The 24156-nt window shown below is 61.8% G+C and carries 21 protein-coding genes, 2 tRNA genes and 1 other RNA gene; 14 read left to right on the forward strand and 10 right to left on the reverse strand.

All coding sequences use genetic code 11. The features are described 5' to 3' along the window. The first annotated feature begins 33 nt into the window (after positions 1-33). The 11 genes from BW967_RS10485 (at position 34) to fumC (ending at position 14274) form a co-directional block, all read left to right on the forward strand. Entirely contained in the window at positions 34-1317 is a 1284-nt protein-coding gene (locus tag BW967_RS10485) for an O-acetylhomoserine aminocarboxypropyltransferase/cysteine synthase family protein (protein ID WP_076485013.1), read from the forward strand. Positions 1318-1483: 166 nt separating this feature from the next. Beyond that, positions 1484-5059, forward strand: a complete 3576-nt coding sequence (locus BW967_RS10490) for a hypothetical protein (protein ID WP_076485014.1) — start codon at positions 1484-1486, stop codon at positions 5057-5059. Positions 5060-5231: 172 nt separating this feature from the next. Beyond that, on the forward strand, positions 5232-7118 hold the full coding sequence (locus tag BW967_RS10495; protein ID WP_076485015.1) for a cation:proton antiporter domain-containing protein: 1887 nt from the start codon (positions 5232-5234) through the stop codon (positions 7116-7118). A 183-nt stretch (positions 7119-7301) separates the two neighbouring features. Then, positions 7302-8969, forward strand: a complete 1668-nt coding sequence (locus BW967_RS10500) for a bifunctional helix-turn-helix transcriptional regulator/alpha/beta hydrolase (protein ID WP_076485016.1) — start codon at positions 7302-7304, stop codon at positions 8967-8969. 194 nt (positions 8970-9163) lie between these two features. Further along, positions 9164-9637: a YbhB/YbcL family Raf kinase inhibitor-like protein gene (locus BW967_RS10505; protein WP_076485057.1), complete on the forward strand. Its 474-nt coding sequence runs from the start codon at positions 9164-9166 to the stop codon at positions 9635-9637. Positions 9638-9768: 131 nt separating this feature from the next. Continuing rightward, complete coding sequence (locus BW967_RS10510; RefSeq protein WP_076485017.1) at positions 9769-10212, forward strand: YaiI/YqxD family protein; 444 nt, start codon at positions 9769-9771, stop codon at positions 10210-10212. Positions 10213-10232: 20 nt separating this feature from the next. After that, positions 10233-10586: a transfer-messenger RNA gene (gene ssrA / locus BW967_RS10515) on the forward strand. 111 nt (positions 10587-10697) lie between these two features. Next, complete coding sequence (locus BW967_RS10520; protein ID WP_076485018.1) at positions 10698-11444, forward strand: phytochelatin synthase family protein; 747 nt, start codon at positions 10698-10700, stop codon at positions 11442-11444. A 256-nt stretch (positions 11445-11700) separates the two neighbouring features. Next, the gene (locus BW967_RS10525) at positions 11701-12168 is read left to right on the forward strand and encodes an SspB family protein (protein WP_076485019.1); all 468 of its coding nucleotides are present in this window, start codon (positions 11701-11703) and stop codon (positions 12166-12168) included. Between the two features lie 40 nt (positions 12169-12208). After that, positions 12209-12790, forward strand: coding sequence for a hypothetical protein (locus BW967_RS10530; RefSeq protein WP_076485020.1), 582 nt, complete (start codon positions 12209-12211; stop codon positions 12788-12790). 89 nt (positions 12791-12879) lie between these two features. Further along, on the forward strand, positions 12880-14274 hold the full coding sequence (gene fumC / locus BW967_RS10535) for a class II fumarate hydratase (RefSeq protein WP_076485021.1): 1395 nt from the start codon (positions 12880-12882) through the stop codon (positions 14272-14274). 193 nt (positions 14275-14467) lie between these two features. Here the strand turns inward: fumC and BW967_RS10540 are convergent, their stop codons facing one another. After that, positions 14468-14911: a GNAT family N-acetyltransferase gene (locus tag BW967_RS10540; protein WP_076485022.1), complete on the reverse strand. Its 444-nt coding sequence runs from the start codon at positions 14909-14911 to the stop codon at positions 14468-14470. 111 nt (positions 14912-15022) lie between these two features. Here BW967_RS10540 and BW967_RS10545 point away from each other — a divergent pair, with 111 nt between their 5' ends. Both BW967_RS10545 and BW967_RS10550 read left to right on the forward strand, forming a co-directional pair. Then, entirely contained in the window at positions 15023-15208 is a 186-nt protein-coding gene (locus tag BW967_RS10545) for a DUF4169 family protein (RefSeq protein WP_076485058.1), read from the forward strand. After that, positions 15205-15423 (forward strand): ribbon-helix-helix domain-containing protein, encoded by a 219-nt coding sequence (locus tag BW967_RS10550; protein ID WP_076485023.1) that lies wholly within the window; start codon positions 15205-15207, stop codon positions 15421-15423. Before BW967_RS10545 ends, BW967_RS10550 begins: the two co-directional genes overlap by 4 nt. On the opposite strand, the gene BW967_RS10555 is transcribed toward BW967_RS10550, so the two are convergent. From BW967_RS10555 to BW967_RS10565, 3 genes are all read right to left on the reverse strand, one after another. After that, on the reverse strand, positions 15405-16259 hold the full coding sequence (locus BW967_RS10555; RefSeq protein WP_076485024.1) for a lyso-ornithine lipid O-acyltransferase: 855 nt from the start codon (positions 16257-16259) through the stop codon (positions 15405-15407). The two genes, BW967_RS10550 and BW967_RS10555, sit on opposite strands and share 19 nt — an antisense overlap. After that, on the reverse strand, positions 16256-17041 hold the full coding sequence (locus tag BW967_RS10560) for an L-ornithine N(alpha)-acyltransferase (protein WP_076485025.1): 786 nt from the start codon (positions 17039-17041) through the stop codon (positions 16256-16258). The genes BW967_RS10555 and BW967_RS10560 overlap by 4 nt, the downstream gene beginning before the upstream one ends. A gap of 149 nt (positions 17042-17190) precedes the next feature. Continuing rightward, positions 17191-17370: a DUF3553 domain-containing protein gene (locus tag BW967_RS10565; protein WP_076485026.1), complete on the reverse strand. Its 180-nt coding sequence runs from the start codon at positions 17368-17370 to the stop codon at positions 17191-17193. A 25-nt stretch (positions 17371-17395) separates the two neighbouring features. On the opposite strand from BW967_RS10565, the gene BW967_RS10570 reads away from it, so the two are divergent. Beyond that, positions 17396-18031 carry a histidine phosphotransferase family protein gene (locus BW967_RS10570; protein WP_245826515.1) on the forward strand — a complete coding sequence of 212 codons (636 nt, stop codon included), beginning with the start codon at positions 17396-17398 and terminating at the stop codon, positions 18029-18031. Between the two features lie 108 nt (positions 18032-18139). On the opposite strand, the gene BW967_RS10575 is transcribed toward BW967_RS10570, so the two are convergent. The 6 genes from BW967_RS10575 to lsrF all read right to left on the reverse strand — a co-directional run. Next, the gene (locus tag BW967_RS10575; RefSeq protein ID WP_076485027.1) at positions 18140-19405 is read right to left on the reverse strand and encodes a glutamate-5-semialdehyde dehydrogenase; all 1266 of its coding nucleotides are present in this window, start codon (positions 19403-19405) and stop codon (positions 18140-18142) included. A 72-nt stretch (positions 19406-19477) separates the two neighbouring features. After that, positions 19478-19554 (reverse strand) — tRNA-Asp (locus tag BW967_RS10580). 112 nt (positions 19555-19666) lie between these two features. Continuing rightward, positions 19667-19743: transfer RNA gene (locus tag BW967_RS10585), tRNA-Asp, on the reverse strand. 122 nt (positions 19744-19865) lie between these two features. After that, positions 19866-20855 carry a sugar-binding transcriptional regulator gene (locus tag BW967_RS10590; RefSeq protein WP_076485028.1) on the reverse strand — a complete coding sequence of 330 codons (990 nt, stop codon included), beginning with the start codon at positions 20853-20855 and terminating at the stop codon, positions 19866-19868. Beyond that, positions 20852-23362, reverse strand: a complete 2511-nt coding sequence (locus tag BW967_RS10595; protein WP_175610447.1) for a putative bifunctional diguanylate cyclase/phosphodiesterase — start codon at positions 23360-23362, stop codon at positions 20852-20854. Before BW967_RS10595 ends, BW967_RS10590 begins: the two co-directional genes overlap by 4 nt. 215 nt (positions 23363-23577) lie before the next feature. Then, the coding region (gene lsrF / locus BW967_RS10600; protein WP_076482996.1) for a 3-hydroxy-5-phosphonooxypentane-2,4-dione thiolase at positions 23578-24156 on the reverse strand (579 nt) is incomplete at its 5' end.

The following is a 24156-nucleotide window of genomic DNA, read 5'->3' on the forward strand; positions in this document are numbered from 1 at the left end:
ATAGGTTGCGCAAAGTCACTTACGGAGACCCTGATGACCGATCATCGTTTCGACACGCTGCAAATCCACGCCGGGGCCGCGCCTGACCCAGCCACTGGCGCGTTGCAGACGCCGATCTACCAAACCACGGCCTATGCTTTCAAAGACGCCGACCACGCGGCGCGTTTGTTCAACCTTGAAGAGGTGGGCTATATCTATTCGCGCCTGACGAACCCCACCGTTTCAGCACTCGCTTCGCGCGTGGCCGCGCTGGAAGGCGGCGCGGGGGCGGTGTGCTGTTCCTCTGGCCATGCGGCGCAGATCATGGCGCTTTTCCCGCTGATGGGGCCGGGGCTGAACATCATCGCCTCGACGCGCCTTTACGGCGGTACGATCACCCAATTTAGCCAAACCATCAAACGCTTTGGCTGGTCGTGCACCTTTGTCGACTTTGATGATCTCGCAGCGCTTGAAGCGGCGGTGGATGAAAACACCCGCGCGATCTTCTGCGAATCGATCTCCAACCCCGGCGGCTATGTGACCGACCTGCCGGCGGTTGCGGCGGTGGCAGATAAAGTGGGCCTGCCGCTCATCGTTGATAACACGCTGGCCTCCCCCTACCTGTGCCGCCCGATTGAACATGGCGCGACGCTCGTGGTGCATTCGGCCACGAAATACATGACCGGCAATGGCACCGTGACCGGCGGTGTGGTGATTGATTCGGGCAAGTTTGATTGGTCGACGAGCGACAAATTCCCGAGCCTCTCGGCCCCGGAACCGGCCTATCACGGGCTCAAATTCCACGAAGCGCTGGGGCCGATGGCCTTCACCTTCCATTCCATCGCCGTGGGTCTGCGCGATCTGGGCATGACGATGAACCCGCAAGGCGCGCATTACACGCTGATGGGGCTCGAAACGCTCAGCCTGCGGATGGAAAAGCACGTCGCCAATGCCAAAGCGGTGGCCGAGTGGCTCGAAAACGATCCGCGGATCGAATTTGTCACCTATGCGGGCCTTGAAAGCTCCCCTTGGCATGAGCGCGCCACCCGGCTTTGCCCGCTCGGCGCGGGTGCACTGTTCACCGTTGCGGTGAAAGGTGGCTATGAAGCTTGCGTGAAATTGGTCAACAATCTCAATCTCTTCAGCCATGTGGCCAACCTTGGCGATGCGCGTTCGCTGATCATCCATTCGGCCTCGACCACGCACCGCCAATTGACCGAAGAGCAGCAAATCAAAGCAGGCGCCGCCCCCAATGTGGTGCGTCTGTCGATCGGCATTGAAAACGCCGCTGATCTGATTGCCGATCTGGACCAAGCGCTGAGCGCCGCAACGGCCTAAACAAAATCGCCCGAAACCGTTTACGCGCGGTTTCGGGCGCGATTTGGCGCCGGTGCGCTGATCACGAACCGGTGGGCGGCTTTTCATATGCGGTTTTCTGCTTTACCAAAGGGGACCGAGCTATAGCCGATTTCGACGCCTCTTTGTGATGTGGTAAGCCCCGCGGATGAAACCGAACTTCGCCCTAAATCTTTCGCATGATGGCATTGGCCTATTGTTCCGGGCACGGTCCGGTTGGGAACTGCTCGGCGAAGTGGCGCTGGACGCCGAAGATTTCAATGACCAACTCAGCGCGCTGCGTCGTGAATCCAAGGCGCGGGCGGGCAGCAAGGCGGTGACGACGAAGCTTGTCATTCCTGCTTCGCAAATCCTCTACACAGAGATCACCGCCCCCGGCCCCCATGCCGCAACCCGACGCAAAGAGATTGCCGCCGCGCTAGAGGGGCTGACCCCCTATGCTGTTGAAGATCTGGTCTTTGACTGGTCGGGCCATGGCGACGTGGTGCAAGTCGCTGTGGTTGCGCGCGAAACTTTGGCCGAGGCAGAGGCGTTTGCGGAAGATCGCGGTTTTGCCCCGGTAAGCTTTGTGGCCATTCCAGAAGCTGGGCAATTCGCGGGGGAACCATGGTTCGGCCCGACATCGGTCGCGCCTGCGCATCTGTCTGCGGGCGCCCGGATTGAACGGGATCAAGACCCGCTGCCGTTTGCTGCGCTTCTCGCTGCGGCCCGCGCCAATGCGGCAACCGAAGCGGTCGCGGTGCCCTCCGTCGAAGAAAGCCCAAGCGACGCGGTTGAACCTGAGGAAGACACGATCACCGCAAGCGCAGAAGTGTTTGACGAAGGGCCCTCCCCCGAGCCGCAAGAAGCGCCGGAGGCAGAGGCTGACACGCCCGAGCCAGAGGCGGATGTTGCTCCGGTCGACGACGCCGATCCCGAACCGGAATCGGAGCCCGAAGAACCGCAGGACGCCCCCGCAGAGGAAGCCGAAGCCGAGAGCGCGGAGACACTTCCCGCTGACGTGCCAGAAGACATCGCGGAAACGGATGAGGGTTCCGAACTGCAGGACCTCGCTCCGGCAGAGCCTTTTGCAGAAACCGAGGGCGAAACAGCGCCGATCAAAGAGGCTGCGCCCGACACAGACTCAGACTCAGACGCGCCAGAGCTTGCCGCAGAACCGGCGCAAGCCCCTGAACCGGAAGGGGCCCTGCCCGACGAGCAGACCGTTGTCGAAGAGTCCGCTCCCGAGACCACAGAGCCGGAACAGGCAGAAGAACCGTCGGACCCCCGGCCGGAACCGGCCCCGGAAACGGACACGGAAACGGTTGATCTTTCGCAACTTGATCTCTCGACACTCGATTGGTCGAAAGTGGTCCCGCAAACGGATATCGCCCCGGGCGCGCCTTTGGATGCGGCGGCAACCGATAGCGCAGCCGAAGATGGCTTGAGGGCGGAAACCGCCGAGGAAGCGTCCGCCCCGGAAGCCGTGGAAGACACGGTTGCGCCCGACGCACCGAGAGCTTCCGCCCCGATTGAAGACGCCGAACCACAAGAGGCAGGCAAGGCAACAGACACGCCGCCGCTTGCGCCGGTGCTTGACGCTTTGGAGACGCAAGGGCCCACCCTCAAACCCATGCGGGCGCAACCGCGTCCGCAGCCGCGCGACACACTCGATTCGATCGTTGCGGATATCGGCCCTGCGCCGCAGCCGCCGGGGCCGAAAGCGCCTGCCGCTGCGCCGACTGCGCCACGCCCCACAGCCACCAAATCGGCCCCCGCGAAGCCGCCGATTTCGCGGGCGCTCAGCGGTGCGACCGGACGCGAGGATGGCGCAAGACCTCCGGTTTTGGGGCCGCTCACTCCGCGCGCGCCGCAAGACAAAGCGACGGGCAAGGCTGGGGTCACCGCGCCGGGCTTGTCTTTGCCTTGGGAAGAAGATCGCGCCGCTGGCCCCGGCACCGGGGAAAAGCTGCGCAAAGTGGCCGGCAAGGTCGCCGATGCGGGCCTGCGCACTGCCGCGCTTGGTGGGGCCGCGCTTAGCAGTGGCGCGGGAAAGGCTTTGGCGCGCGGCAAAGCGCTGGCCGAAGCGCGCAGCAATCGCCCGCGCGTCGAGATCAAACCAAGCCAGAACCCCGAGGGCATAGACCCAGAAAAAACCGTTTTTGGTGGCCCGAAACCGCCGCAAGTCGGTGGCAAACCGAAATATCTGGGCGTGACCCTGATGGCCGGGCTGATTGGCGTGATGGCGCTGGCAGCGCTCTGGTCAAGCTATCTTGGCAGCGATGCGCCCGAGACACCGCCCGAACCCGAGGTGGCCGTTGCAACGCCTGCCCCCACCGAACCCGCGCCGGACGCGGCGCCGATGACGGTCGAAGAAGCGCGCACGCAAATTGCCGAAATCGAAGCGCAGGCAGAGGCGGCGCCCGCACCGGTTGAAGAGCCGCCAGCCGTGGAAGAGACGCCCGAGGCCGAGCCCGAGCAAGTGGCGAGCGTCGAACCAGAGATCGTCGCGCCCCCCGCAGAAACAGCCCCGCCGGAAGAACCGGCCGCAGCCGTCGTCGCGGAGGAGCCTGCCCCCGAAGTGGCGGCCCCCGCCGAACCGATTGAAAGTGCGCTTTCCTCCTCTGGCACGGTTGTGCCCGGGCTGGAACCGCTCGCTCCGCTGGGCTCGCAAGCTGCTCCGCTGCACAGCGCCTTGGCGACCGCGCTGCCGCCGATTGAACCAGAACCGACAGAACCCACGCCCGTTGCGCCCGAAGCCCCTGCGATGGCCGAGGCGAGCTCCGAGCTTGTGCCAACGCCGGAAGGCACTCCCGCGCCGGGCGGCTTCACGCTTTACTCCGGCAAGCCGCCACGGGTGTCGCGCCCGCGCCCGGCCTCGGTGACCGCGGCGGTGGAGGCTGCGCGCGCCGCCGAACAGCGCCGCCTGCAAGCGATGGAACGTATCCGCCCGAAAGCGCGCCCTGAGGCCGTGGTCCGCGCCGCGCAAGCCGCGCAACCAGAACCCGCAGCAGCCCCCGCGCCCACGACCGAGGCACCGGAACCTGTTCCCGAGCCTGAACCAAGCCCCGCACCTCAGCCCGAAGCCAACCCCGGCCAACAGGGCACGCTGATTGGGCCAAGCCCACGGCTCAGCACGGCACAAGCCGCCATTGTGATGAAAGCGCAACCCAAGCCGCGCCCAGACTCGGTTGTGCAGCTTGCCGCAGCAGCGCGTGCCCCTGCGGAACCGGAAGAGATCGCGGCAGCGGAACCCTTCCCCAATGCCTCGGAAACCGCCTTGGCCGTATCGCGCCGCCCGCAGGCGCGTCCGCGCAACTTCAGCGCTGCGGTGGAGCGGGCCTTGGCCGCGGCAATTGCCGCCGAGCCCCCGCAACAGACCGCAGCCGCCGCACCGCCCCGCACCTCTCCCTCTCCGCCGCCCGCGCCGACGCGCATCCCCGGCCCCGAGGAAGTTGACGAACCGGAGCCCACCCGCGCCGCGCCACGCGTGCCGACCTCTGCCTCGGTTGCCAAGCAGGCGACGCAGCGCAATGCGCTCAATCTCGGCGAGGTCAGCCTGATCGGCCTTTACGGCACGCAACGCAACCGCAGCGCGCTGGTCCGGATGCCAAACGGGCGTTTTTACAAGGTCAAAGTCGGCGATCGGCTTGATGGCGGCAAGGTGGTCGCAATTGGGGATAGCCAGCTCAGCTACCAAAAGGGCAACCGGACTTTGGTGCTCAAACTGCTGCGGGGCGGCTAAGCGGCCCCCTCACACCATCGGGCCGTCTCAATGCGTTGTGATCTAACGCATTATCTGAAGCCTTTGTCCTTGTTCCGTCACCGCTTTGCGCTACGCTAGGGGTATTCTCGCGTTTCCGCCCTGCCGCAGCTGCCCGGAATAAGCCGTTGGCGGGCCTCAAAGACAAGTCCCGATGGAAAACTTCCTTTTACAGGCCACACTTTACCTGACAGCCATGGTGGTGGCCGTTCCCCTTGCCACGCGGCTCGGCCTTGGCTCGGTGCTGGGCTATTTGCTGGCCGGGATCATCATCGGACCCATCTTTGGCTTTGTCGCAGACGAGGCCCATGACCTGCAGCATTTCGCCGAGTTTGGTGTGGTGATGATGCTGTTCCTGATCGGGCTTGAGATGAACCCGCGCGCGCTTTGGTCGATGCGTGACAAGCTGATCGGGCTGGGCGGCTTACAGCTTTTAATCACGATTGCAGCGGTTGCGGCGGTCGCGCTGGCCGTTGGCCAACCGCCGCGCGCGGCCATCGCCCTTGGCGGGATCTTGGCCCTGTCTTCGACCGCCATCGTTATGCAAACGCTCAACGAAAAACGATTGATGCAAACGGCGGGCGGACGGTCTGGCTTTGCGGTGCTGCTGATGCAAGACATTGCCGTAATCCCAATGCTGGCGCTGCTGCCGCTTTTGGCGCTGCCCGGCGCGCGGGAATTGGCGCGGGGCGATATGGCGGGACACAGCTTCGCCGCGCAATGGCTTGATGCCTTGCCCGCGTGGGGCATGACCCTGATCACTTTTGGCGCCGTCGGGCTGATTGTGATGGCCGGGCATTTCCTGATCCAACCGCTGTTTCGCTTTGTTCAAGCCTCCCGCCTGCCGGAGGTGCATACCGCTGTCGCCCTAATGATTGTGGTTGGCATTGCCTCGCTAATGAACCTTGTCGGGCTTTCTCCCGCTTTGGGCACCTTCCTCGCGGGTCTTGTTCTGGCGGACAGTGAGTTCAAGCATGAGCTTGAAGCCAACGTCGAACCCTTCAAGGGCCTGTTGATGGGGCTGTTCTTCATCGCGGTCGGCGCGGGCATCGACCTGAAGGTGTTCTTTGCAGGCCCCTTGAAGATCATTGCCTTGGTGGTCGCCCTTGTGGCGCTGAAATCCGCCATTCTTTATGTCTTGGGGCGGCTTTTTGGCCTGCGCGGTTCGGATCGTTGGCTCTTTGCCTTCGGCCTTGCGCAAGCGGGGGAATTCTCGCTCGTCTTGGTCTCTTTCGCCACGGCACAGCGCATTTTGCCCCCAGCGGTTGCGGAAAAGGTGCTACTGGTGATCGCGCTTAGTATGCTGATCTCTCCGGTGCTGTTCTTGCTGCATGAGCGGCTTTCGAAACGCGTCGATCCGGGCGTGGGGCCTGACCCGGATACGGTCGACGAGCATCACCCGATCATCATCGCAGGGGCGGGCCGATTTGGGCAGGTGGTGAACCGGATGGTGACGATGTCGGGCTTTGCCACCACGGTGATCGATTCCGATTTGCCCACAGTGCAGCGCCTACGCACCTTTGGTTTCAAAGCCTATTATGGGGACCCGACCCGCCCGCAACTGCTTGCCGCTGCAGGGCTCTCAAAAGCGCGGGTGCTTGTGGTTGCGCTTGATGACAAGAAGGCCACTACAGAACTTGTGGCCTATGCCCGCTCAACACGGCCTGATCTGCATATCATCACCCGCGCGCGCGATCGCTACCACGTTTACGACCTTTATGCCGCGGGCGCGAATGACATCGTGCGTGAAATGTTCGACGGCTCTTGCCGCGCGGGCCGCTATGTTTTGGAAAACGTCGGGCTTAGCGCTTATGAGGCGCATGAGCTAGAGCGGATGTTTTGGAAGCTGGATCGGTCTTCGGTGCGCGATCTGGCGGAGGTCTGGCAACCGGGCGTGCCAGTGGAGCGGAACCGCGCCTATGTGGACCGGTTGAAAGAACTCAATGCCGGGTTCGAAAGCCAGATGACCTCCCATATCGCAGAGCGGCGGCGCGGCGACGGAAAAGCCTCGCAAGATGCCGATGTGATCGAAGAAGGTTAACGCCTAAACCCTCGGCACTGCGTCATAAAGTGTCTGTCACTTGACGTTGGGCTTTGGTTGAGACGGCCTTGTTTCGGTTATACTCTAAGTTGGTAATGGCCCGCGATTCTGCCGGCGCCACACCCGCCCCGACAAGGCGAAACAAGCACACGGGACCGATGGACGGTTTCGGAGGGTTTAGAGATGCGCGAGGAAACGTCGGACCGTTGGAGCCGCACGATGCCGCCCGAGCCAATCGGTGGCCCGCTTCCCGATGCGCTGATCGGTGAAATTTATCACACTGCGCTCAACCCCGACCAATATGAGCGGCTTGTCGATATCGGGCTGCAATCGCTTGCGCGGATTGATCATCTGGGGGGGCCACAAGACCCGCAAGGCGCCAGCCGCCACGTTGCGCAGGCGGGCAGCATTTTGGATTCCTCTGGCCCCTACCCGGAAATTGCGCGGCTTTTCACTCTTTACCGACACCTTCCCGCCCTGCTTCTTTCCTCCACGGGGAAAGTGCTCCATGCGAACCCACGCGCAACAACCTTGCTTGGGGGCGCCAACGAATGGCCGCGCGCGCAGGCGGCAAATGCGATGCTGTCGAATGTGGTGATGCGGCGCATTCCGGTGCGGTTTGAAGAGGCGGAAGATTGCAGCTTCACGGTGCTTTTTGATCGTGCAAGCCAAGCCCGGCTCACCGAAGAACTGGCCGAAAGTTTCGATTTGACCGAGGCCGAGGGGGATGTGCTGCGCCTTTCCTTGCAAGGGTTAAGCCGGAAAGAGATCGCACAGCAGCGCCATGTTTCCCCGGAAACGGTGAAAAAGCAAATCGAGCGGATTTTGACGAAAACCGGGGCCGCCTCGCAGCAAGAACTCTCGTTGATGAGTGCCGCGCTTTGGCGCGATATTTCGCTGCCGCCGCAACATCTGCCGAAAGCCGCCCCCCCGCAAGCGGCCTATCTGCCCTATTTCTGCGATGAGGTGCAGCTAGAGACCGAAGGCCGCCGGATCACCTATCGTTGCTTTGGCGATCCTCAGGGGGTGCCCGTGCTGTTCTTCCATGGGACTTTCGGCTTTTGCCGCTGGCCTATGGCCGCAGAGCAAGAGGCGAAGCGGCGCGGGCTGAAAGTCATCGTCCCGATCCGCCCGGGCTATGGCAACACCAATCCCGCGGATGACGCCGAAGTGCCCAATCGCATCTTTGAGGATATTCGCGCGATCTTGATCCAAGAGGGCGCGCGTCAGGTGCCGATTATCACACTGGAAAACGACAGTTTTCTCGGTTTCCTATTCGCCCGCGCCTACCCCGAACGTGTAAGCGGCTTGATCGCCTTTAGCGGGGTGCTGCCCGTCACCCGCAAAGCGCAATACAGCCGCATGGACAAATGGCACCGCTTTGTCGTCGGCACCGCCTACTATACGCCTTCGCTGATCCCCCTTGTTGCGCAGGGCGGATTTCACTTCGCGTCGCGGGTGGGGCGAACGGAATTTGTGCGTCAAGTCTATGCGGGATCACCGCCTGATTTGGCGCTGATGCAAGATCCGGCCGCCCGGGAAGCCATTTTGGATGGCACACGTGTCGCGCTCTCGCCCCGTCACCTTGCCCATAAGGCCTATGCGCAAGAAATGCGTATCTTCGCGCGCGGCGATTGGCGCCCAGCGGTCGAGGCGGCGCGTGACCGGTTCCCGGTGATCTTCATCAACGGCACGACGGACCCAATCGCCCCGCCCGAAACGATTGCCGAGTTCCGCGAAGACTACCCGTGGATCGACTTCGAGCTTTATGAAAACGCTGGCCAATTCGTGTTCTTTAGCCATTGGTCGCGGCTTTTTGCGCGCTTGTCAGAACTTACCGCACGCAACTAAGCGCTGCAGTGCTGTCAATCCCCCAACGGGGGAATGGCACCCGCTGCGCGAGCTGGCTTAGCTTTTGCACACAAGCCTCCTCCCCGGCGGCTTACGCAAACCCATTCAGGAGCTACGCCATGTCTTCCTTTGCGTCGAAATCCGTTTTCAGTGCTTTGTTCGCTTTTTTTTTGACCGCTCCGCTGCACGCGGAAATGTCCCTCACCTCCGCCGACATCGCGCCCGATACCACGATCGGTGATGCTTTCGTCTTCAATGGTTTCGGCTGCACCGGCCCGAACACCTCGCCCGCGCTCGCTTGGGAAGGTGCGCCGGAGGGCACCAACAGCTATATCGTGAACGTTTATGACCCGGACGCGCCGACCGGGTCGGGCTTTTGGCACTGGGCCGTTTTTGACCTGCCCGCTTCGGTGACCGAATTGCCGCAAGGCGCTGCAAGCGCGCTGCCCGAAGGCGCGATGCAAGCCCGCAATGACTATTCCGCCAATGATTGGGGCGGCCCCTGCCCGCCGGAAGGCGACACCCCGCACCGCTACGTGTTTACCGTTTATGCCATGCCGCAAGAAAAGCTCGGCATCGATGAAACGGCCTCTGGCGCTGTGGTGGGCTTCTTTGCCCATACCTCTTCGCTCGACAGCGCCTCCTTTACGGCGACCTACGGGCGCTGATAGCCCCGCGCTCTGATCGCCTAGGCCCCGCAGAAACCGACCCTTCTGCGGGGCCGTTGTTTCGGAGCTATGCTTGACCCCGCCGCCAAAATTCGGGCAGACCGAGGCAAACAAGCAAAAGGCCCCAAAGGATGATCTATGTCGATGCCGATGCCTGCCCGGTGAAAGCCGAAGTAGAGCGCGTGGGAACACGGCTTTCGGTGCCGATGGCGGTCGTGTCAAACGGCGGCATTCGCCCCTCACAAAATCCGCTGGTGCAAACGGTGATCGTGCCACAGGGCCCTGATGAGGCCGACAAATGGATCGCCGAACGTGCAGGCCCCGGCGATGTGGTGATTACCGCCGACATTCCCTTGGCCGCCAAATGCGTGGAAGCAGGCGCGCAAGTGCTTAAGCCCGATGGGGAAGTGCTCGGTCCCGACAATATCGGCAATATTCTCGCGATGCGCGATCTGATGGCCGATCTGCGCTCTGCCAACCCGTTCCTGCAAGGCGGCGGGCGAGGGTTCACCAAAGCCGACAGGTCGCGTTTTCTTGATGCGCTGGACCGCGCGCTGCGCCGCGCGAAGCGCTGATCCACCGATCCCCATCGCCGCCCCTTGCAGCCCGCCGCCGCAGGCCCTAAATTGGGCTTGTTCGGGGTAACTCGGACTATGGGCATAAACGCGCACGAAATAAGCGGATCGGACCCGGGGGCGGTACCCGGCGGCTCCACCAAAATCCCTCGTTGGGGGCACATGGGGCCGAAATAGGATCGACGAACGTGTAAAGGTGATGGCTTTGTCCCGGTGAGCGACCACCGTTATCGGTGCAAATTGTACAGTTGCCAACGACAACCGTGCTCCGGTGGCTCTGGCTGCGTAAGCAGCTCGGGTAACCGAAACTTAAGTCCTTACGCTTAGCCGCTTAAGGCGGGGCTCGCAGGTGCCTGGCAACAGAAACCTGCACTTTTATCAGGCAGTTACCGCATATTTTCGGACGGCTCGCGTGTCGTAACCGCTTTGCGCTTGCGCCTGTATCGGCCCGGTTTCAGTCTCTCGCAGACCCACCGGAGATTACGATGCGATACGTTTTTGCCTTTTCTCTCGCCCTGCTCGCGCTTCCAGCCCTCGCCGAGGAAACACCGCTTCCCAAACTTGGCCCCAATGCCGTGCCGATCACCCTTGATCATGCCTATCTGACCGAGGCGCCTGCGCCCGATTTCTGGGCCTTCTTTCCATTCGTGAAACCCCAGTTCACCTCTTCGGCCTGCGGCGTCGCCTCGATCACCGCTGCGGTGACCGGGCTTGCGGGCCTGCCCCCCAATGCCGAAGACACGGTGATCCGCCAGCCCGAATTGCTTGAAAAGGTGGGCGATGCGCATTGGAGCGAAATCTCAGCCGAAGAGGGCGACGGGATCAAATTTGACGAACTGAGCCTTTATGCAGGCAAAGCGGCCGAAGCACTCGGGCTTAAAATAACGATCGACAGCTTCCACCCCGGCGCCCCCGGTGCGATGCCCGAGCCAGAGGCGCTCGCCGAACTCCGCGCGCGCCTTGCCGCCAATGAAGCCTCCGCCGATGATGTGACGATGGTTTATTTCAACCAAGGCGTTGTCACTGGCGATTGGGACGGGCCGCATGTCTCGCTTGTGGGCGCTTATGACGCGTCCCGCGACCGCGTGCTGATTCTTGAGGTCGATCAGGAATGGTATGTCCCGTATTGGACACCGGTTCCGGTCCTGCTCACCGCCATAACGCGCCCCGCCCCCGAAGATCAGGGGGTGCTTGCCGGCCAAACCGGTGGGCTGGTGCGCCTGTCACGTTGAGAGGCTGCGCAGATCAAAAACAAGTCGCGGCTCCGAGCCATATCGGGGCCGCCCTGATCCAAAGCGCGCGCCGCTGCGGCCCGCCCCCCCCCGATCTGACGCGTGAATCGCCATCAAAAACAGCATCGCGTGGCGCTTGGTGGGAAAGGAATTGCCTTTCGCACAAAAGGGAGCCCAGAGCGCGACTTTCCGCCCCGCTTCCCCCCTTTCCTTGCCCGGCAAATTCCCTATGCTGTGCGCAAAGGAAAGGTCTGACATGACGCGTTCGATTGACTATGGCACTCTTATGCATCGCGCGATGCGCGGCCTCATCCAGACTGTCTTGGGCGAGGTGGCCGAGCATGGCCTACCCGGCGCGCATCACTTCTTCATCACCTTCGACACCCGTGCCGATAAGGTGGATATCGCGGATTGGCTGCGCCAACGTTACCCCGAAGAAATGACCATCGTGATCCAGCATTGGTTTGAAAACCTGCATGTGACCGATGAAGGCTTTGGGATCACACTCAATTTCGGCAACCAGCCCGAACCGCTGTGGATCCCGTTTGATGCGGTCCACACCTTCGTCGACCCCTCAGTTGAATTTGGCCTGCGCTTTGAATCGCAAGACTCCGATGATGACGAGGAAGAGGGCGAAGACGAAGAATTCGAAATCAGCGAAACCGCCGAGGACAAACCCCGGACCGAGGCGGAAGTGGTGAGCCTAGACAAGTTCCGCAAATAGTTTTTTCAAATCAACACCTCAGCAAACAACGGCCTCCCAGATGTTTAGCTTCCTTAAGCCGCAAAAGACCGTCACGGTCACCGCCAACTTGCCCACTTGCCTGACAGATGCCCAACGCGCCGCCCGTTATGACGGCCCGGTGCAAGAGGCGCTTGCCTCTTGGGGCGTGGGCTCGGTCACAGGTGGCACGTCGGTTGGCGAAGCGGCGGGGCGCGTAACGGGCTGCACCGTGACGATGCAGATCAAGGGGCTGGATAAAAAGCTGCTGGATCGGCTGGTGCCGCATTTTGAATCGCTTGGCGCGCCGCGTGGGTCCGTTTTCACCGATGAAGACGGCAAGGAACTGCGCAGCTTTGGATCGACCCAAGTGCTGGTGCTTGAACTCGACATGGCGGGCCTGCCCGATGCAGTGAAGGCCGAGCATAAAACCGATGAGCTGCTGGAGCGGATCAACCACAAGATCAGCTCGGGCGGGCGCTTCATGGGCCAACGCGACTTTGACAAAACGACCGAGCTTTACTTCCACTGCCGCGCAATCCGCAATGTGGAGGCCGCATTGGCCGAGCTTTTGGCCGACCATCCGCTTTGCGCAGGCGCTCGCGCCTTCCCGCTCGCGGCTTAAGCTGGCCCGTATACCCTCGTATACCAATTGCAAAAATACTCCCGCCGTCCTAGAACGCGCGGGAGTTTTTCGCATCATGGAGGCCCAGGATGACTGCGACCAGAACCGAGACCGATAGTTTCGGCCCGCTTGAAGTTCCCGCCGACAAATATTGGGGCGCGCAAACGCAGCGCTCGATCATGAATTTCCCGATCGGCTGGGAGCGTCAGCCGGTGCCGATCATCCGCGCGCTTGGCGTGATCAAAAAAGCCGCCGCGCTCGTGAACAAAGCGCAAGGCGATATGGCGCCCGAGATTGCCGATGCCATCGCCGCCGCTGCGACCGAGGTGATTGAGGGCAAGTTTGACGACAACTTCCCGCTGGTTGTCTGGCAAACCGGCTCGGGCACGCAGTCGAATATGAACGCCAACGAGGTGATCTCGAACCGTGCGATCGAAATGCTCGGCGGCGAGAAGGGCTCGAAAAAGCCCGTCCACCCGAACGACCATTGCAACATGGGGCAATCGTCGAACGACACTTTCCCGACCGCGATGCATGTGGCGATTGCCATGCAAGCGCGCGATGTGCTGCTGCCGGGGCTCGAAAAACTCCATGCCGCGCTGGTCGCGAAATCGGAAGAGTTCAAAGACATCATCAAGATTGGCCGCACGCATACCCAAGATGCGACGCCGCTGACCTTGGGCCAAGAATTCTCGGGCTATGCGAAACAGGTCGAGCGCGGCATTGAGCGCGTGAAACTGGCGCTGCCGCATATCTACGAACTCGCGCAGGGCGGCACCGCCGTGGGCACTGGGCTCAACACCAAAGTCGGTTGGGATACCCGCATTGCCGCGCAAATCGCCGAGATCACGGATCTGCCCTTTGTCACCGCGCCGAACAAATTCGAAGCGCTCGCCGCGCATGATGCGATGGTGTTCTTCTCGGGTGCGCTGAAAACCGTGGCGGCGTCGCTCTTTAAAATCGCCAACGACCTGCGGCTTCTGGGCTCCGGCCCGCGCTCGGGGCTTGGCGAATTGATCTTGCCGGAAAACGAGCCGGGCTCGTCGATCATGCCGGGCAAGGTGAACCCGACCCAAGCCGAAGCGCTGACGATGGTTTGCGCCCATGTGATGGGCAATGATGCGGCGATTGGGTTCGCCGGCAGCCAAGGGCATTTTGAGCTCAACGTCTACAACCCGATGATGAGCTATAACGTGCTGCAATCCATGCAATTGCTTGGCGACTCGGCCTCGGCCTTCACCGACAATATGGTGGTTGGCACCCAAGCCAACACTGCGCGCATCGACAAGCTGATGAAAGAAAGCCTGATGCTGGTGACCGCACTTGCGCCGACCATCGGCTATGACGCGGCCACCAAAGTGGCGAAGACCGCGCATAAAAACGGCAACACTTTGCGCGAAGAAGCGATCGCGCTTGGCTATGTCGATGGCGAGACCTTCGACAAGATCGTGCGCCCCGAAGATATGATCGGCCCGAAAGGCTGATCTTCGCAAAACACGGATCCTTGGGCGGCCTTCGGGCCGCCCTTTTCATATCCAAAAGGGGGCTCTGCCCCCGCTGCGCTCCCCCGGGATATTCCCCCCAAGTCGAAGCGGCCTTTCATATTGCCCCCCAATATCCTCGGAGGGTGAATGGCCGCAGGCCAGAGGGGGCAGACAGCCCCTAAAGCTCCAGCCGTTAGGGCGCGACGGAATAGAGAATGAAGCCCGAGGCCGGGGCATAGCTGTCATAAAGCTTGCGCGCGGCTTCATTGTTTTCTGCGGTCAGCCAGCGCACCGAACTGTAGCCCCGGTCGCGCGCAAAAGCCCGCACATGGTCTATCAGCGCGCGGCCCACGCCTTTGCCACGCGCTTGCGGCACGGTGAAAAGGTCTGACAAATAAACCACCATGCCGCCCGACAAAGACCGATGCATCAGCGAATATTGCACCAAGCCCAGCGCCTCACCGGTTTCATCGCGCGCGATATCGGCCCAATAGGGTTCCGTTTTCGACTGAATCCACTCCCAAACCTGCGGCTCTGCCGCGCGGGCCTCTGTTTTGTAAAAATCCGCATAGGCGCGAAACAGCGCCTCCCAATCGGCACGGTCGGCATCTTTCACGGGGGCAATGGTCAGGCTCATGGCGCACTCCTTTTCGTTATGAAAGAGCAGCCGCGCGGCGGGCACAAGCACGCAAAAAGCGCAGTGACTGCCCGGATTGCGCAGCCCCGCGGCCCGTGCGATGCTGCGCGCATGGCCGAGATCATCAACCTCAACCGTTTTCGCAAAGCCGCTGCGCGCCAAGAGGCGCGCACGAAGGCCGATGCCAATGCCGCCAAGTTCGGCCGCACCAAGGCGCAGAAGCAACTTGAGGAAGCGCAGGCGCAAAAGGCGCGTGATCTGCTTGATGGCGCAAAACGCGACGACGACGAGACATGAGCCGCCCGCGCAAACACTCGCTGACCTTGGGCGGGCACCGCACCTCGGTCTCGCTTGAAGATGAGTTCTGGGCGGGCTTCAAGGCGCTGGCCGCACACCGTGGCCTTGGCATCAACGAACTTGCGCGCGAAATAGACGCTGCCCGTGGTCAAGAAACCGGCCTTGCCACCGCAATCCGGCTTGAGGTGCTACGCTTTTACCGCGACAGGGCTTGATCCACGCCTGCGCGCACAGCCACCTCACAGGCCGCCGCAAGTTCTTTGCGCGAGGGGTAATCGGCCACATTCAGTGGATCGTGAAACACCACCTCAATTTCGCCTTGGCGCGGCGCGGCCAGAACTTTGGCCAAATGGGTGGCAAAGGCCATATCCCTCCACCAGCCGTAATAGCGCGGATCTTCGCCCTTGGGCGCATGGTAGATCACGCTGACGGGCTGGATTTGCATCACCCGATCAAGCCCATGCGTATAAAACGCCTGAAACAGCGTGGTTTTAAACGGCAGCACTTGCAGCCCATCGGTCGAGGTGCCCTCGGGGAAGAACAGCAGGTGATGCCCGGCGCGGATACGCGCTTCGAACACCGCTTGCTGCGCCTTGGCTTGGCGGGGGTCACGGCGAATGAAAACGGTGCCGGTGGCCTGTGCCAGCCAACCCACAAAGGGCCAGCGCGCCACCTCCTCTTTGGAGACGAAATAGACCCTTTGGCAGGCATTCAGCGCGAAGATATCAAGCCAAGAGGAATGATTGGCCACCACCGCGCCAATGTGGTGCATTGGCGTGCCGCGCACTTTGTAGCGGATACCGATGATGGCGATCGTCAGGCGGCAGACCACCCGGGTGAGGCTCGGCGTCCAAGGCCGCGCCGCGCCGTGGATTGGCCGCTCGATCAGCCGCAAGAGCAACAACACAACCAGACCACCGCTCAGCAGCAGGCCAATCGCAAGGCCGCGCAGCCCCAGACGCAGCTTATCCGCCGCGCTTTTGGGCGGGTCTACCGGGGGCTCGCCGCCCATCCACAATGGGGTTTGCGGCGCGCGTTTGGGCTGGGTCATCCCCGCCCCTCCGCACGTCGGGTATAAAACTCGCGGTGTTTTTCTGACATCGCCTTGGTATCCATCAACAAAAGCACATCGGTCGTATTAAACGGGTAGTCCACATAGGCACCCTCCCCCACAAAGCCGCCAAGTCGCAAATAGGCTTTGATGAGGTTGGGCATTTGCTCCATTGCCGCGCGGCGATCCAACTCGGCCATAGGCACCAAATCCATGCGCTGGAAATGCGCGGCTTGCGCACGGGGGCGCAATGCCTCGGGCGCAAGATGATGGTGGTGCAGCCAAGAAAGCGGCGCGCGCAAGGCCTCAATATCGGTGCCATGGAAGGAGGCGACACCAAAGAGAATATCAATCTCATGCGCCAAGACATAATCGGCCAGCGCATTCCACAGCATCAGCATCGCTGCCCCGCCACGATGGTCAGGATGCACGCAAGAGCGACCCAGTTCCAAGAGCCGCCGACCAGAGGCCCGCAACGGCGCCAGATCATATTCGGCATCGCAATAAAACCGCCCCACCTCTGCCGCCCGGTCAGAGCGCAACAGTCGGTAGGCCCCCACAACCCGGTCCAGATCATCGGGGTCTTTGGTCGGGTCGATCAGCATCAGGTGATCGTAAAGGGGATCAAGCTCATCGGCTTCAAGGCGGTTTTCATGGTCGATGAGCGGCCCATCGCCGCCCAATTCCTCCACGAACACCCGATAGCGCAGCCGTTGCGAGGCACGGATGTCGCGTGCATCGCTCGCAAGCCGTGTTTCATAGGCCAGTGCTGCCACTGTCATGGTTCCACCCTGTTTTCTGTTTCCCCCGATGTAGGGGGCCCTTTGGGGCCGATCAATGCCTCATCCCACTGCTGTGACGGTACGGAACGCCTGCAATAAGCGCTCCGCCGCCGAGGCTGTTAACCAAGCAGGAAAGTGTTAACCTTTTGTCAACCTTGCCCCTCGATAACGAGAGAAAGCTGAACCCGCCGCCCATCAATCACCTGCTTGCCAGCATGTTGGAAGTTGACCGTCACCTTATCGCCAATGCGCGATTGCACCTGCCCCAGCCCCCAATCGGGTGCCTGCGGGTTTGTCACGAGCATCCCCGGTTCCAAAAATTCGTTCATCCTGCCCCCATCTGGGAAAACTGAAATGCCGCACGATACGACCATGATCCCTGCTCCGAACGCCGATGATGGCATGATCGATGCCGATCTCGTGGCCCTTGTGGGCTCGCGTCTCTGCCATGACCTTATCAGCCCTTTGGGCGCAATCGGCAACGGGGTCGAATTGCTTGCCATGTCGGGTTTGGGCTCCAGCCCCGAAGTGCAGTTGATCTCCGAAAGCGTGAGCGCGGCAAATGCGCGCATCAAGTTCTTCCGCATCGCTTTTGGGCAGGCCAGTGCCGAGCAGCGGCTGGGCACGCCCGAGATTTTGGCAGTGCTGGAGGAAATTTCGCGCGGCGGGCGGCTGCAATATCACTGGCTCGCCTCGGGCGATCATCCGCGCCGCTTGGTCAAGCTGATCTTCTTGGGGCTGTTGTGCCTCGAACCCGCGCTGCCTTGGGGCGGCGAGGTGGTGATCCGCGAAGAAGGCGGCGAATGGAAACTCACTGCGCAAACCAAGCGCACCAAAGCCGACCCGGACCTTTGGTCGCGGCTCTCGGGCAGCCTTGTGACAGTGAGCCCCGCACAGGTGCAATTTGCGCTTTTGCCGCGTGAAGCGGGCCATCAAGGCCGCCGCGTGAATTGGGACGTGACCGAGACCACCGCCGAGATCACATTCTAAAGGAGATGGGGGCGCTACCCCCTCTTGCCCTCACGGGCAATTCACCCCCGGGATATTTTCACAAAGTCGAAGGAATGAAAGAGGGCGCAAGAACGCCCTCCTTTGCGTTTAGCCGCGCACCGTGCCGTCGCCGCGCACGATATATTTGAACGAGGTGAGCTGTTCTGCCCCCACCGGGCCGCGCGCATGCAGCTTGCCGGTGGCGATGCCGATCTCGGCCCCCATGCCAAACTCCCCGCCATCGGCGAATTGGGTCGAGGCATTGCGCATCAAGATCGCGCTATCAAGCCGCTCAAAGAACCGCGCCGCAGCGGCATCATCTTCGGTCAAAATCGCGTCGGTGTGGTTCGAGCCATATTCGCGGATATGCGCAATCGCCCCATCCACCCCATCAACAAGCTTCGCCGCGCAAATCATATCGAGGAATTCACGCCCGAAATCATCCGCCGCAGCCGGAACAGTGCCCGCCACGCCCGCCAGGTCTTCGCTCACGCGCACCTCAACACCCACTTTGAGCAGGTCTTCCACCAGCACCGCGCCATGTTGTGCATAGAACTTGCGGTCCATCAGAAGGCATTCCATCGCGCCACAAATGCCGGTGCGCCGGGTCTTGGCGTTCAGCACCACTTTGCGCGCTTTTTCCAGATCTGCCGCGCCATCGGCGTAGACGTGGCAAATGCCTTCAAGGTGCGCAAAAACCGGCACCCGCGCTTCGGATTGCACAAGGCCCACCAGCCCCTTGCCACCACGCGGCACGATCACGTCAATATAAGCGACAGCCCGCAGCATCTCGGCCACGGCGGCGCGGTCGCGCGTCGGCACCAGTTGGATCGCCGCTTCGGGCAGGTTCGCTGCTTTCAGCCCCGCCACCATGCAAGCGTGAATGGCGCGCGAGGAATGGAAGCTTTCCGAGCCACCGCGCAAGATCACCGCATTGCCCGCCTTGAGGCAAAGCGCCCCGGCATCAGCGGTGACATTGGGGCGCGATTCGTAAATCACCCCAATCACGCCAAGCGGCGTGCGCACACGCTTGATATGCAGCCCCGAGGGTTGATCCCATTCGGCAATCACCTCGCCGACCGGGTCGCGCTGCTCGGCCACCGCGCGCAGGCTATCCACGATACCACGAATACGGTCTTCATCGAGCTTGAGCCGGTCCATCATCGCCGGGCTCAGCCCCTTTTCTTGCCCATAGGCAAGGTCTTCGGCATTGGCGGCCATGATTTTTTCGCGGTTTTCCCAAACCTCATAAGCCGCGCCAATCAAGGCCGCGTGCTTGCGCTCGGCACTGGCAAAAGCGAGTTCCGCCGCCGCCGCGCGCGCCGCAGCGCCCAGTTGCTCGATCAGGTTTTTCGCATCCAGCTCATCGCGCATCGTCAATCCCTCCGGTTGCGGCGGTGATACGCGAGCAAACCGGGAGCGTCCAGCGAAGATGAGGGGAAGAAGTGGCGCGGTTGACGGGGCTCGAACCCGCGACCCCCGGCGTGACAGGCCGGTACTCTAACCAACTGAGCTACAACCGCGCGATGGGCGGGGAATAGCCGCTGGCAAAGGGGGCGTCAAGCGGGAAACACAGATTGCTTTTCGGCAAAGCCAAAAACCAAAAGCCCCCGCCGAGGCAGGGGCTTTGGAAAGTGGCGCGGTTGACGGGGCTCGAACCCGCGACCCCCGGCGTGACAGGCCGGTACTCTAACCAACTGAGCTACAACCGCGCATTTCTCCCAAGCCTTGGCTCGGGCGTGAGGGGGCTTCTACGCATCCCGCGCGCCCCCGTCAAGCACCAGAAAGCGAAAAGATGCAGGTTTTTCTGCCCGCTGCGATTGTGACCCGAATGCTAAAGCAAAAGGGCGTAGGTGGAATGCTCTGTCGGGTCCAAAAGCGCCACCGCCGTGCGGGTGTCGGTGACCAGTTCCTGTACCAGCCCGCCGCGCAAAGCGGCGCGGATTGGCGCGACTTTCTCGGGGCCCCCTGCCAGCCCGACAATGCGGCGGCCCGCAAAATCTTGCGGCAGCGGCGAAAGCGTCCGATGCGCGAGCGAGGTGGTCAACTCCTGCCCTTGCCCATCAAAGAAGCGGCCCAAAATCTCGCATTCCGCGCCTTGTTGATCAATTTCGTGCAAGCATCCGGGCAAGATCATCCCGGTGCCCAAAAGCTGGTTGGCATCGCTCGGGCGGCCAATGCCCACGATCCAGACCTCGGCCATGCGTGCCATATCGGTGACTTTGGCAACCACCGGCATCCGCATCAATTCGGCGCGCTCTTCGGGGGTGGTGACGTAAAGCGTTGCCGGATAGGGGAAGGCCTGCGCACCAAAACGCTGCGCGAGATAGTTCATCACCACATGCGGATAAGCAGTGTGGGACAGCGTGAGTTCCCCCAAAAGCGAGACAAAGCGCAGTTCTGGCGCACGCATCTCGGGCAACTCGCGCACCATTGCCGCCAAGGACCGCCCATGTGACAGCCCCACCACCTTGGGCGCATCAGAGGATTTCACAAGCCGGGTGAGCCAGCGCGCGGCGACACTGGCAATCGCCGGAATCGGGTCGGTTTCACCGGGGGCAAACGGCGCCAAATGCACGCCAGACAGCCCGTAAACCGTCCGCAATCGCCTGCTAAGGTGGCGCAACAAACGCGCACCCGCCATTCCCCCGGGGATCAAGACCGCCTCAGACTCCCCTTTTTCGAGCAGATATTTGACCTTTTCGGCGGGCAGACCCAAGCGCCAGCCAATTTCCTCAACCGTGAGCCCACCGACCTCATGGAGCCAGCGTGCGCGCGATTCGGGGGTGTCGGGGCGGCTTAACCGATGCGGCGGGGAGGTCATGCAAAATCTCTCCCGGCGCGAAGGCCCCGCAGTTGTTCCCTCACCCGCGCGCGCTGCTGCGGCAGATACATCGCCTCGAAACTGCGCAAATCCACCGGGCGCCCGAGCAAGAAGCCCTGCATCAGCGTGCATCCTTCGGCCCGCAGCATGTCAAATTGGCGTTCGGTTTCCACCCCTTCGGCGATGGCGTGCAAACCAAGCGATTCGGCCATCGCAAGGATCGCGCGCACAATTGCCAGGGCGCGGGCAGGCTCTTCCCCATCCAACGCTTGCACGAAGGAACGGTCAATTTTCAACTCGGCAACCGGCAGATGCTGCAAAGCCCCCAAAGCCGATTGGCCGGTGCCAAAATCATCGACCGAGATGCGGTAGCCCGCCTCTTCCAGCCGCCGCAAGTTGCGCTTGCGCTGCGCAATGGGCGCGGCGAGCCCGGTTTCGGTCAGTTCAATCATCACCTGTGTCGGGCTTAGCCCCGCGCGCATCAACCTCTCGGGCAGATCGGCGCGGCCGGGTTCATCTAGCGTGGCAGCATTGAGGTTGATCGCAATCGGCAGATCAATGCCGCGCGCGGCCCAGCCCGTCAGCATCGCCCCCGCAAGCCGCATCACATCCAGATCAATCGCCGCCACCAGCCCATCCACCTCGGCCACCGGAATGAACTCACCGGGCGAGATCGGGCCCAATTCTGCATCGGTCAGCCGCAACAGCGCTTCGGCCCCCACCAGTTCGATGCCATGCGTCACATCAAACTGCGGCTGCAAGAACAATTCAAAGCGTCCCGCCTCAAGCCCGCGATGCAGGGCCTGTGCGACCGCGCTGCGCCGCTCAAATTGCCCGCCGATCTCGCGGCTGAACATTGTTACGGTGTTGCGGCCCCGCGCCTGCGAGCGGTGCATCGCCATATCTGCCGCCCGCATCAGCGCCTCGGCGGATTGACCGTCATCGGGGTAACGGCTTGCGCCGATCGAGGCGGTCAGGAAGAAATGCCGCTGTGGCAGGTGAAGCGGTCGGGCGAAGGCACGCACAATCTCCCAGCCACGCGATTCAGCGGCCAAAGCATCGGCGCCCGGCAGCAAAACGACAAACTCGCCCTCATTGACCCGCGCCAGAACCGCCCCATCGGGCAGCCCGACCTCCAACCGCTTCGCCGCCGACTTGATCAGCTGATCCGCGGTTTCATGGCCCAGCGTGTCATTGATCAGGCGGAAATTGTCGAATTCGATACACAGAACCGCAAGCTGATTGGCCTCCGGTTCCTCATGCGCGCTTTCCAGCCGCCGGATATGCTCATCCACCACGCGCATCGCCAAGTAGCGATCTGGCAGCCCTGTCATCAGATCATGGGTCGCAATGAACCGCGCATTCTCGATGGATTGTTCCAACTGGCGCTGAAGATCGAAAAGCTGCGTGATGTCATTGAGGGAAACGAGAACCCGCTCATGGTCATTCGGGTCTGGCATGGGCGCAAGGTCCACTTGCAGCACTTGACGCCGACCAGCGCGTTTGCGGTGCAATCGCAAACTGCCGAGCGTTTCCGGATCTTTCAGCGCATCTTCGAAATCTTCGCGCCCCTCTTCAAGCTGCAGAAGCGCCGCAAAATTGTGGCCCATCAATTTCGACGGGCCGATGTCGAGCAGGGCAGAGGCCTCCGGGTTGGAAAACACCACCTGCCCCTCGGCATCCAGCACCACCTTCCCGGACGGGAGCGCCTCTAACACATGGGCGAGTCGCTCGCGTTCTTGCAGTAGCGCGTTTTCCATCACCGAAAAGGCGGTCATGTCCAAATCGCAGCCCATCACCTGCGTGACATTGCCTTGCGCGTCCCAGCGCACGGCGCGCCCGAAAGAAAGAAAGCTGATCCAAGCCCCATTGCGATGCCGCATCCGCGACAAAAGCTGAAACGGCTCGCCCGCGCGCAACCGCATCTGCACCGCCTCACTTTCAAAGGCGGCAACATCTTCGGGGTGGCTGATCGCAGCCCAACCCTCAAGGCTGAAATCGGGCAGATCTTCGGCAGCATAGCCAAGACGCGCCTTCCAACTCTCTGCCACTTCAAAGCCGCGATCGGGATAGGTGATCGACCACGCCATCGCCGGGGAGACCCCAATCCGGTCAAGATTGGCGCGCGTCGCATCGAACGAAGTATCGAGCCGCAGCAGCATTCCCTGCCCCGGCAATTCGCGCCCAGAAATTTCAATGCTCGTCAGCACCGCTTCATCGCCCGCGCCGTTCCAGCGCATCCGCCCCATCAGGCGTTCTGGCGCGCGCTGAACCACAGGCGCATCCATCTGCGCAAGCTCACGCTCAAGAAAGGCCAAGACCTGCGCCCGATCATCCGGCACGAACCATTTTGCGAAATCTGAAAACTGCATGGGCTGCGCACCAGCGCCAGTCACCAGCACCGCGCCGCCTTCAGCGGTGCGCCGTAAAGACCATGCGACAGCATCCGCACAAACCATGGTGCAAGCGCGCGGATACAAATCTTGATGGCGGTTGTGCGAAGCCACTGTGTCACGATCTCCACTCAAGACGTCCGAGCTTAGCAACGAATCGCGCATAGGGCGAGAATAAATAAGTTAAATCTACTTTTGCGCGCGGCGGTGATTTTTCTCCGCATCACTAGCCCATTGCTCCGCCTCAAAGCAGGGCGAAACGCTGCGCCGAAATGCAAAAGCCCGGCCCGCACTGCGGACCGGGCGAAATGCTTGAAATCTCTTATGCCTCAGGCGTTTTTCAGATCGAGGAAGAGTTGATAGGCTTCCTTGGCGGTGAAGTTTTCATGCACCACTTTGTTGACCGCTTGGATCATCGCAATCGGCGCGTCCGATTGGAAAATGTTGCGCCCCATATCGACGCCCGCCGCGCCTTGGTCGATGGCTTTATACGCCATATCAAGCGCTTCGAGTTCGGGCAGCTTCTTGCCGCCCGCGATGACGAGCGGCACCGGGCAGCCAGCCGCCACTTTCTCAAAGCCCTCTTCGACGAAGTAGGTCTTCACATAATGCGCACCCAATTCCGCCGCGATCCGGGTGGCGAGGCCAAAGTAGCGGGCATCGCGCGCCATATCTTTGCCCACGCCCGTCACCGCCAGCGTCGGGATGCCGTAGCGGGTGCCGGTATCGATCAGCTTGAGCACATTGGTGATCGATTTATGCTCGTATTCCGAGCCGATATAGACCTGTGCGGCCATCGCGCAGGCACCAAGGCGGATCGCATCTTCGATTTCCACCGCAACGGTTTCATTCGACAATTCGGTCAGGATCGAGTTGCCGCCCGAGCAGCGTAGCGCCACCGGTTTGGT

The sequence above is a fragment of the Rhodobacter aestuarii genome (assembly GCF_900156655.1).
Taxonomy (GTDB): domain Bacteria; phylum Pseudomonadota; class Alphaproteobacteria; order Rhodobacterales; family Rhodobacteraceae; genus Rhodobacter; species Rhodobacter aestuarii.

Bases quoted from the DNA above. Each gene is read 5' to 3' on its own strand.
- BW967_RS10525 (WP_076485019.1), top strand. From the start codon at position 11,701: ATGACGCGTTCGATTGACTATGGCACTCTTATGCATCGCGCGATGCGC.
- BW967_RS10575 (WP_076485027.1), bottom strand. From the start codon at position 19,405: ATGCGCGATGAGCTGGATGCGAAAAACCTGATCGAGCAACTGGGCGCT.
- BW967_RS10490 (WP_076485014.1), top strand. From the start codon at position 1,484: ATGAAACCGAACTTCGCCCTAAATCTTTCGCATGATGGCATTGGCCTA.
- BW967_RS10545 (WP_076485058.1), top strand. From the start codon at position 15,023: ATGGCCGAGATCATCAACCTCAACCGTTTTCGCAAAGCCGCTGCGCGC.
- BW967_RS10495 (WP_076485015.1), top strand. From the start codon at position 5,232: ATGGAAAACTTCCTTTTACAGGCCACACTTTACCTGACAGCCATGGTG.
- BW967_RS10590 (WP_076485028.1), bottom strand. From the start codon at position 20,855: ATGACCTCCCCGCCGCATCGGTTAAGCCGCCCCGACACCCCCGAATCG.
- BW967_RS10570 (WP_245826515.1), top strand. From the start codon at position 17,396: ATGCCGCACGATACGACCATGATCCCTGCTCCGAACGCCGATGATGGC.
- BW967_RS10530 (WP_076485020.1), top strand. From the start codon at position 12,209: ATGTTTAGCTTCCTTAAGCCGCAAAAGACCGTCACGGTCACCGCCAAC.
- BW967_RS10540 (WP_076485022.1), bottom strand. From the start codon at position 14,911: ATGAGCCTGACCATTGCCCCCGTGAAAGATGCCGACCGTGCCGATTGG.
- BW967_RS10520 (WP_076485018.1), top strand. From the start codon at position 10,698: ATGCGATACGTTTTTGCCTTTTCTCTCGCCCTGCTCGCGCTTCCAGCC.
- BW967_RS10510 (WP_076485017.1), top strand. From the start codon at position 9,769: ATGATCTATGTCGATGCCGATGCCTGCCCGGTGAAAGCCGAAGTAGAG.
- BW967_RS10555 (WP_076485024.1), bottom strand. From the start codon at position 16,259: ATGACCCAGCCCAAACGCGCGCCGCAAACCCCATTGTGGATGGGCGGC.
- BW967_RS10485 (WP_076485013.1), top strand. From the start codon at position 34: ATGACCGATCATCGTTTCGACACGCTGCAAATCCACGCCGGGGCCGCG.
- BW967_RS10550 (WP_076485023.1), top strand. From the start codon at position 15,205: ATGAGCCGCCCGCGCAAACACTCGCTGACCTTGGGCGGGCACCGCACC.
- fumC (WP_076485021.1), top strand. From the start codon at position 12,880: ATGACTGCGACCAGAACCGAGACCGATAGTTTCGGCCCGCTTGAAGTT.
- BW967_RS10505 (WP_076485057.1), top strand. From the start codon at position 9,164: ATGTCCCTCACCTCCGCCGACATCGCGCCCGATACCACGATCGGTGAT.
- BW967_RS10560 (WP_076485025.1), bottom strand. From the start codon at position 17,041: ATGACAGTGGCAGCACTGGCCTATGAAACACGGCTTGCGAGCGATGCA.
- BW967_RS10500 (WP_076485016.1), top strand. From the start codon at position 7,302: ATGCGCGAGGAAACGTCGGACCGTTGGAGCCGCACGATGCCGCCCGAG.
- BW967_RS10565 (WP_076485026.1), bottom strand. From the start codon at position 17,370: ATGAACGAATTTTTGGAACCGGGGATGCTCGTGACAAACCCGCAGGCA.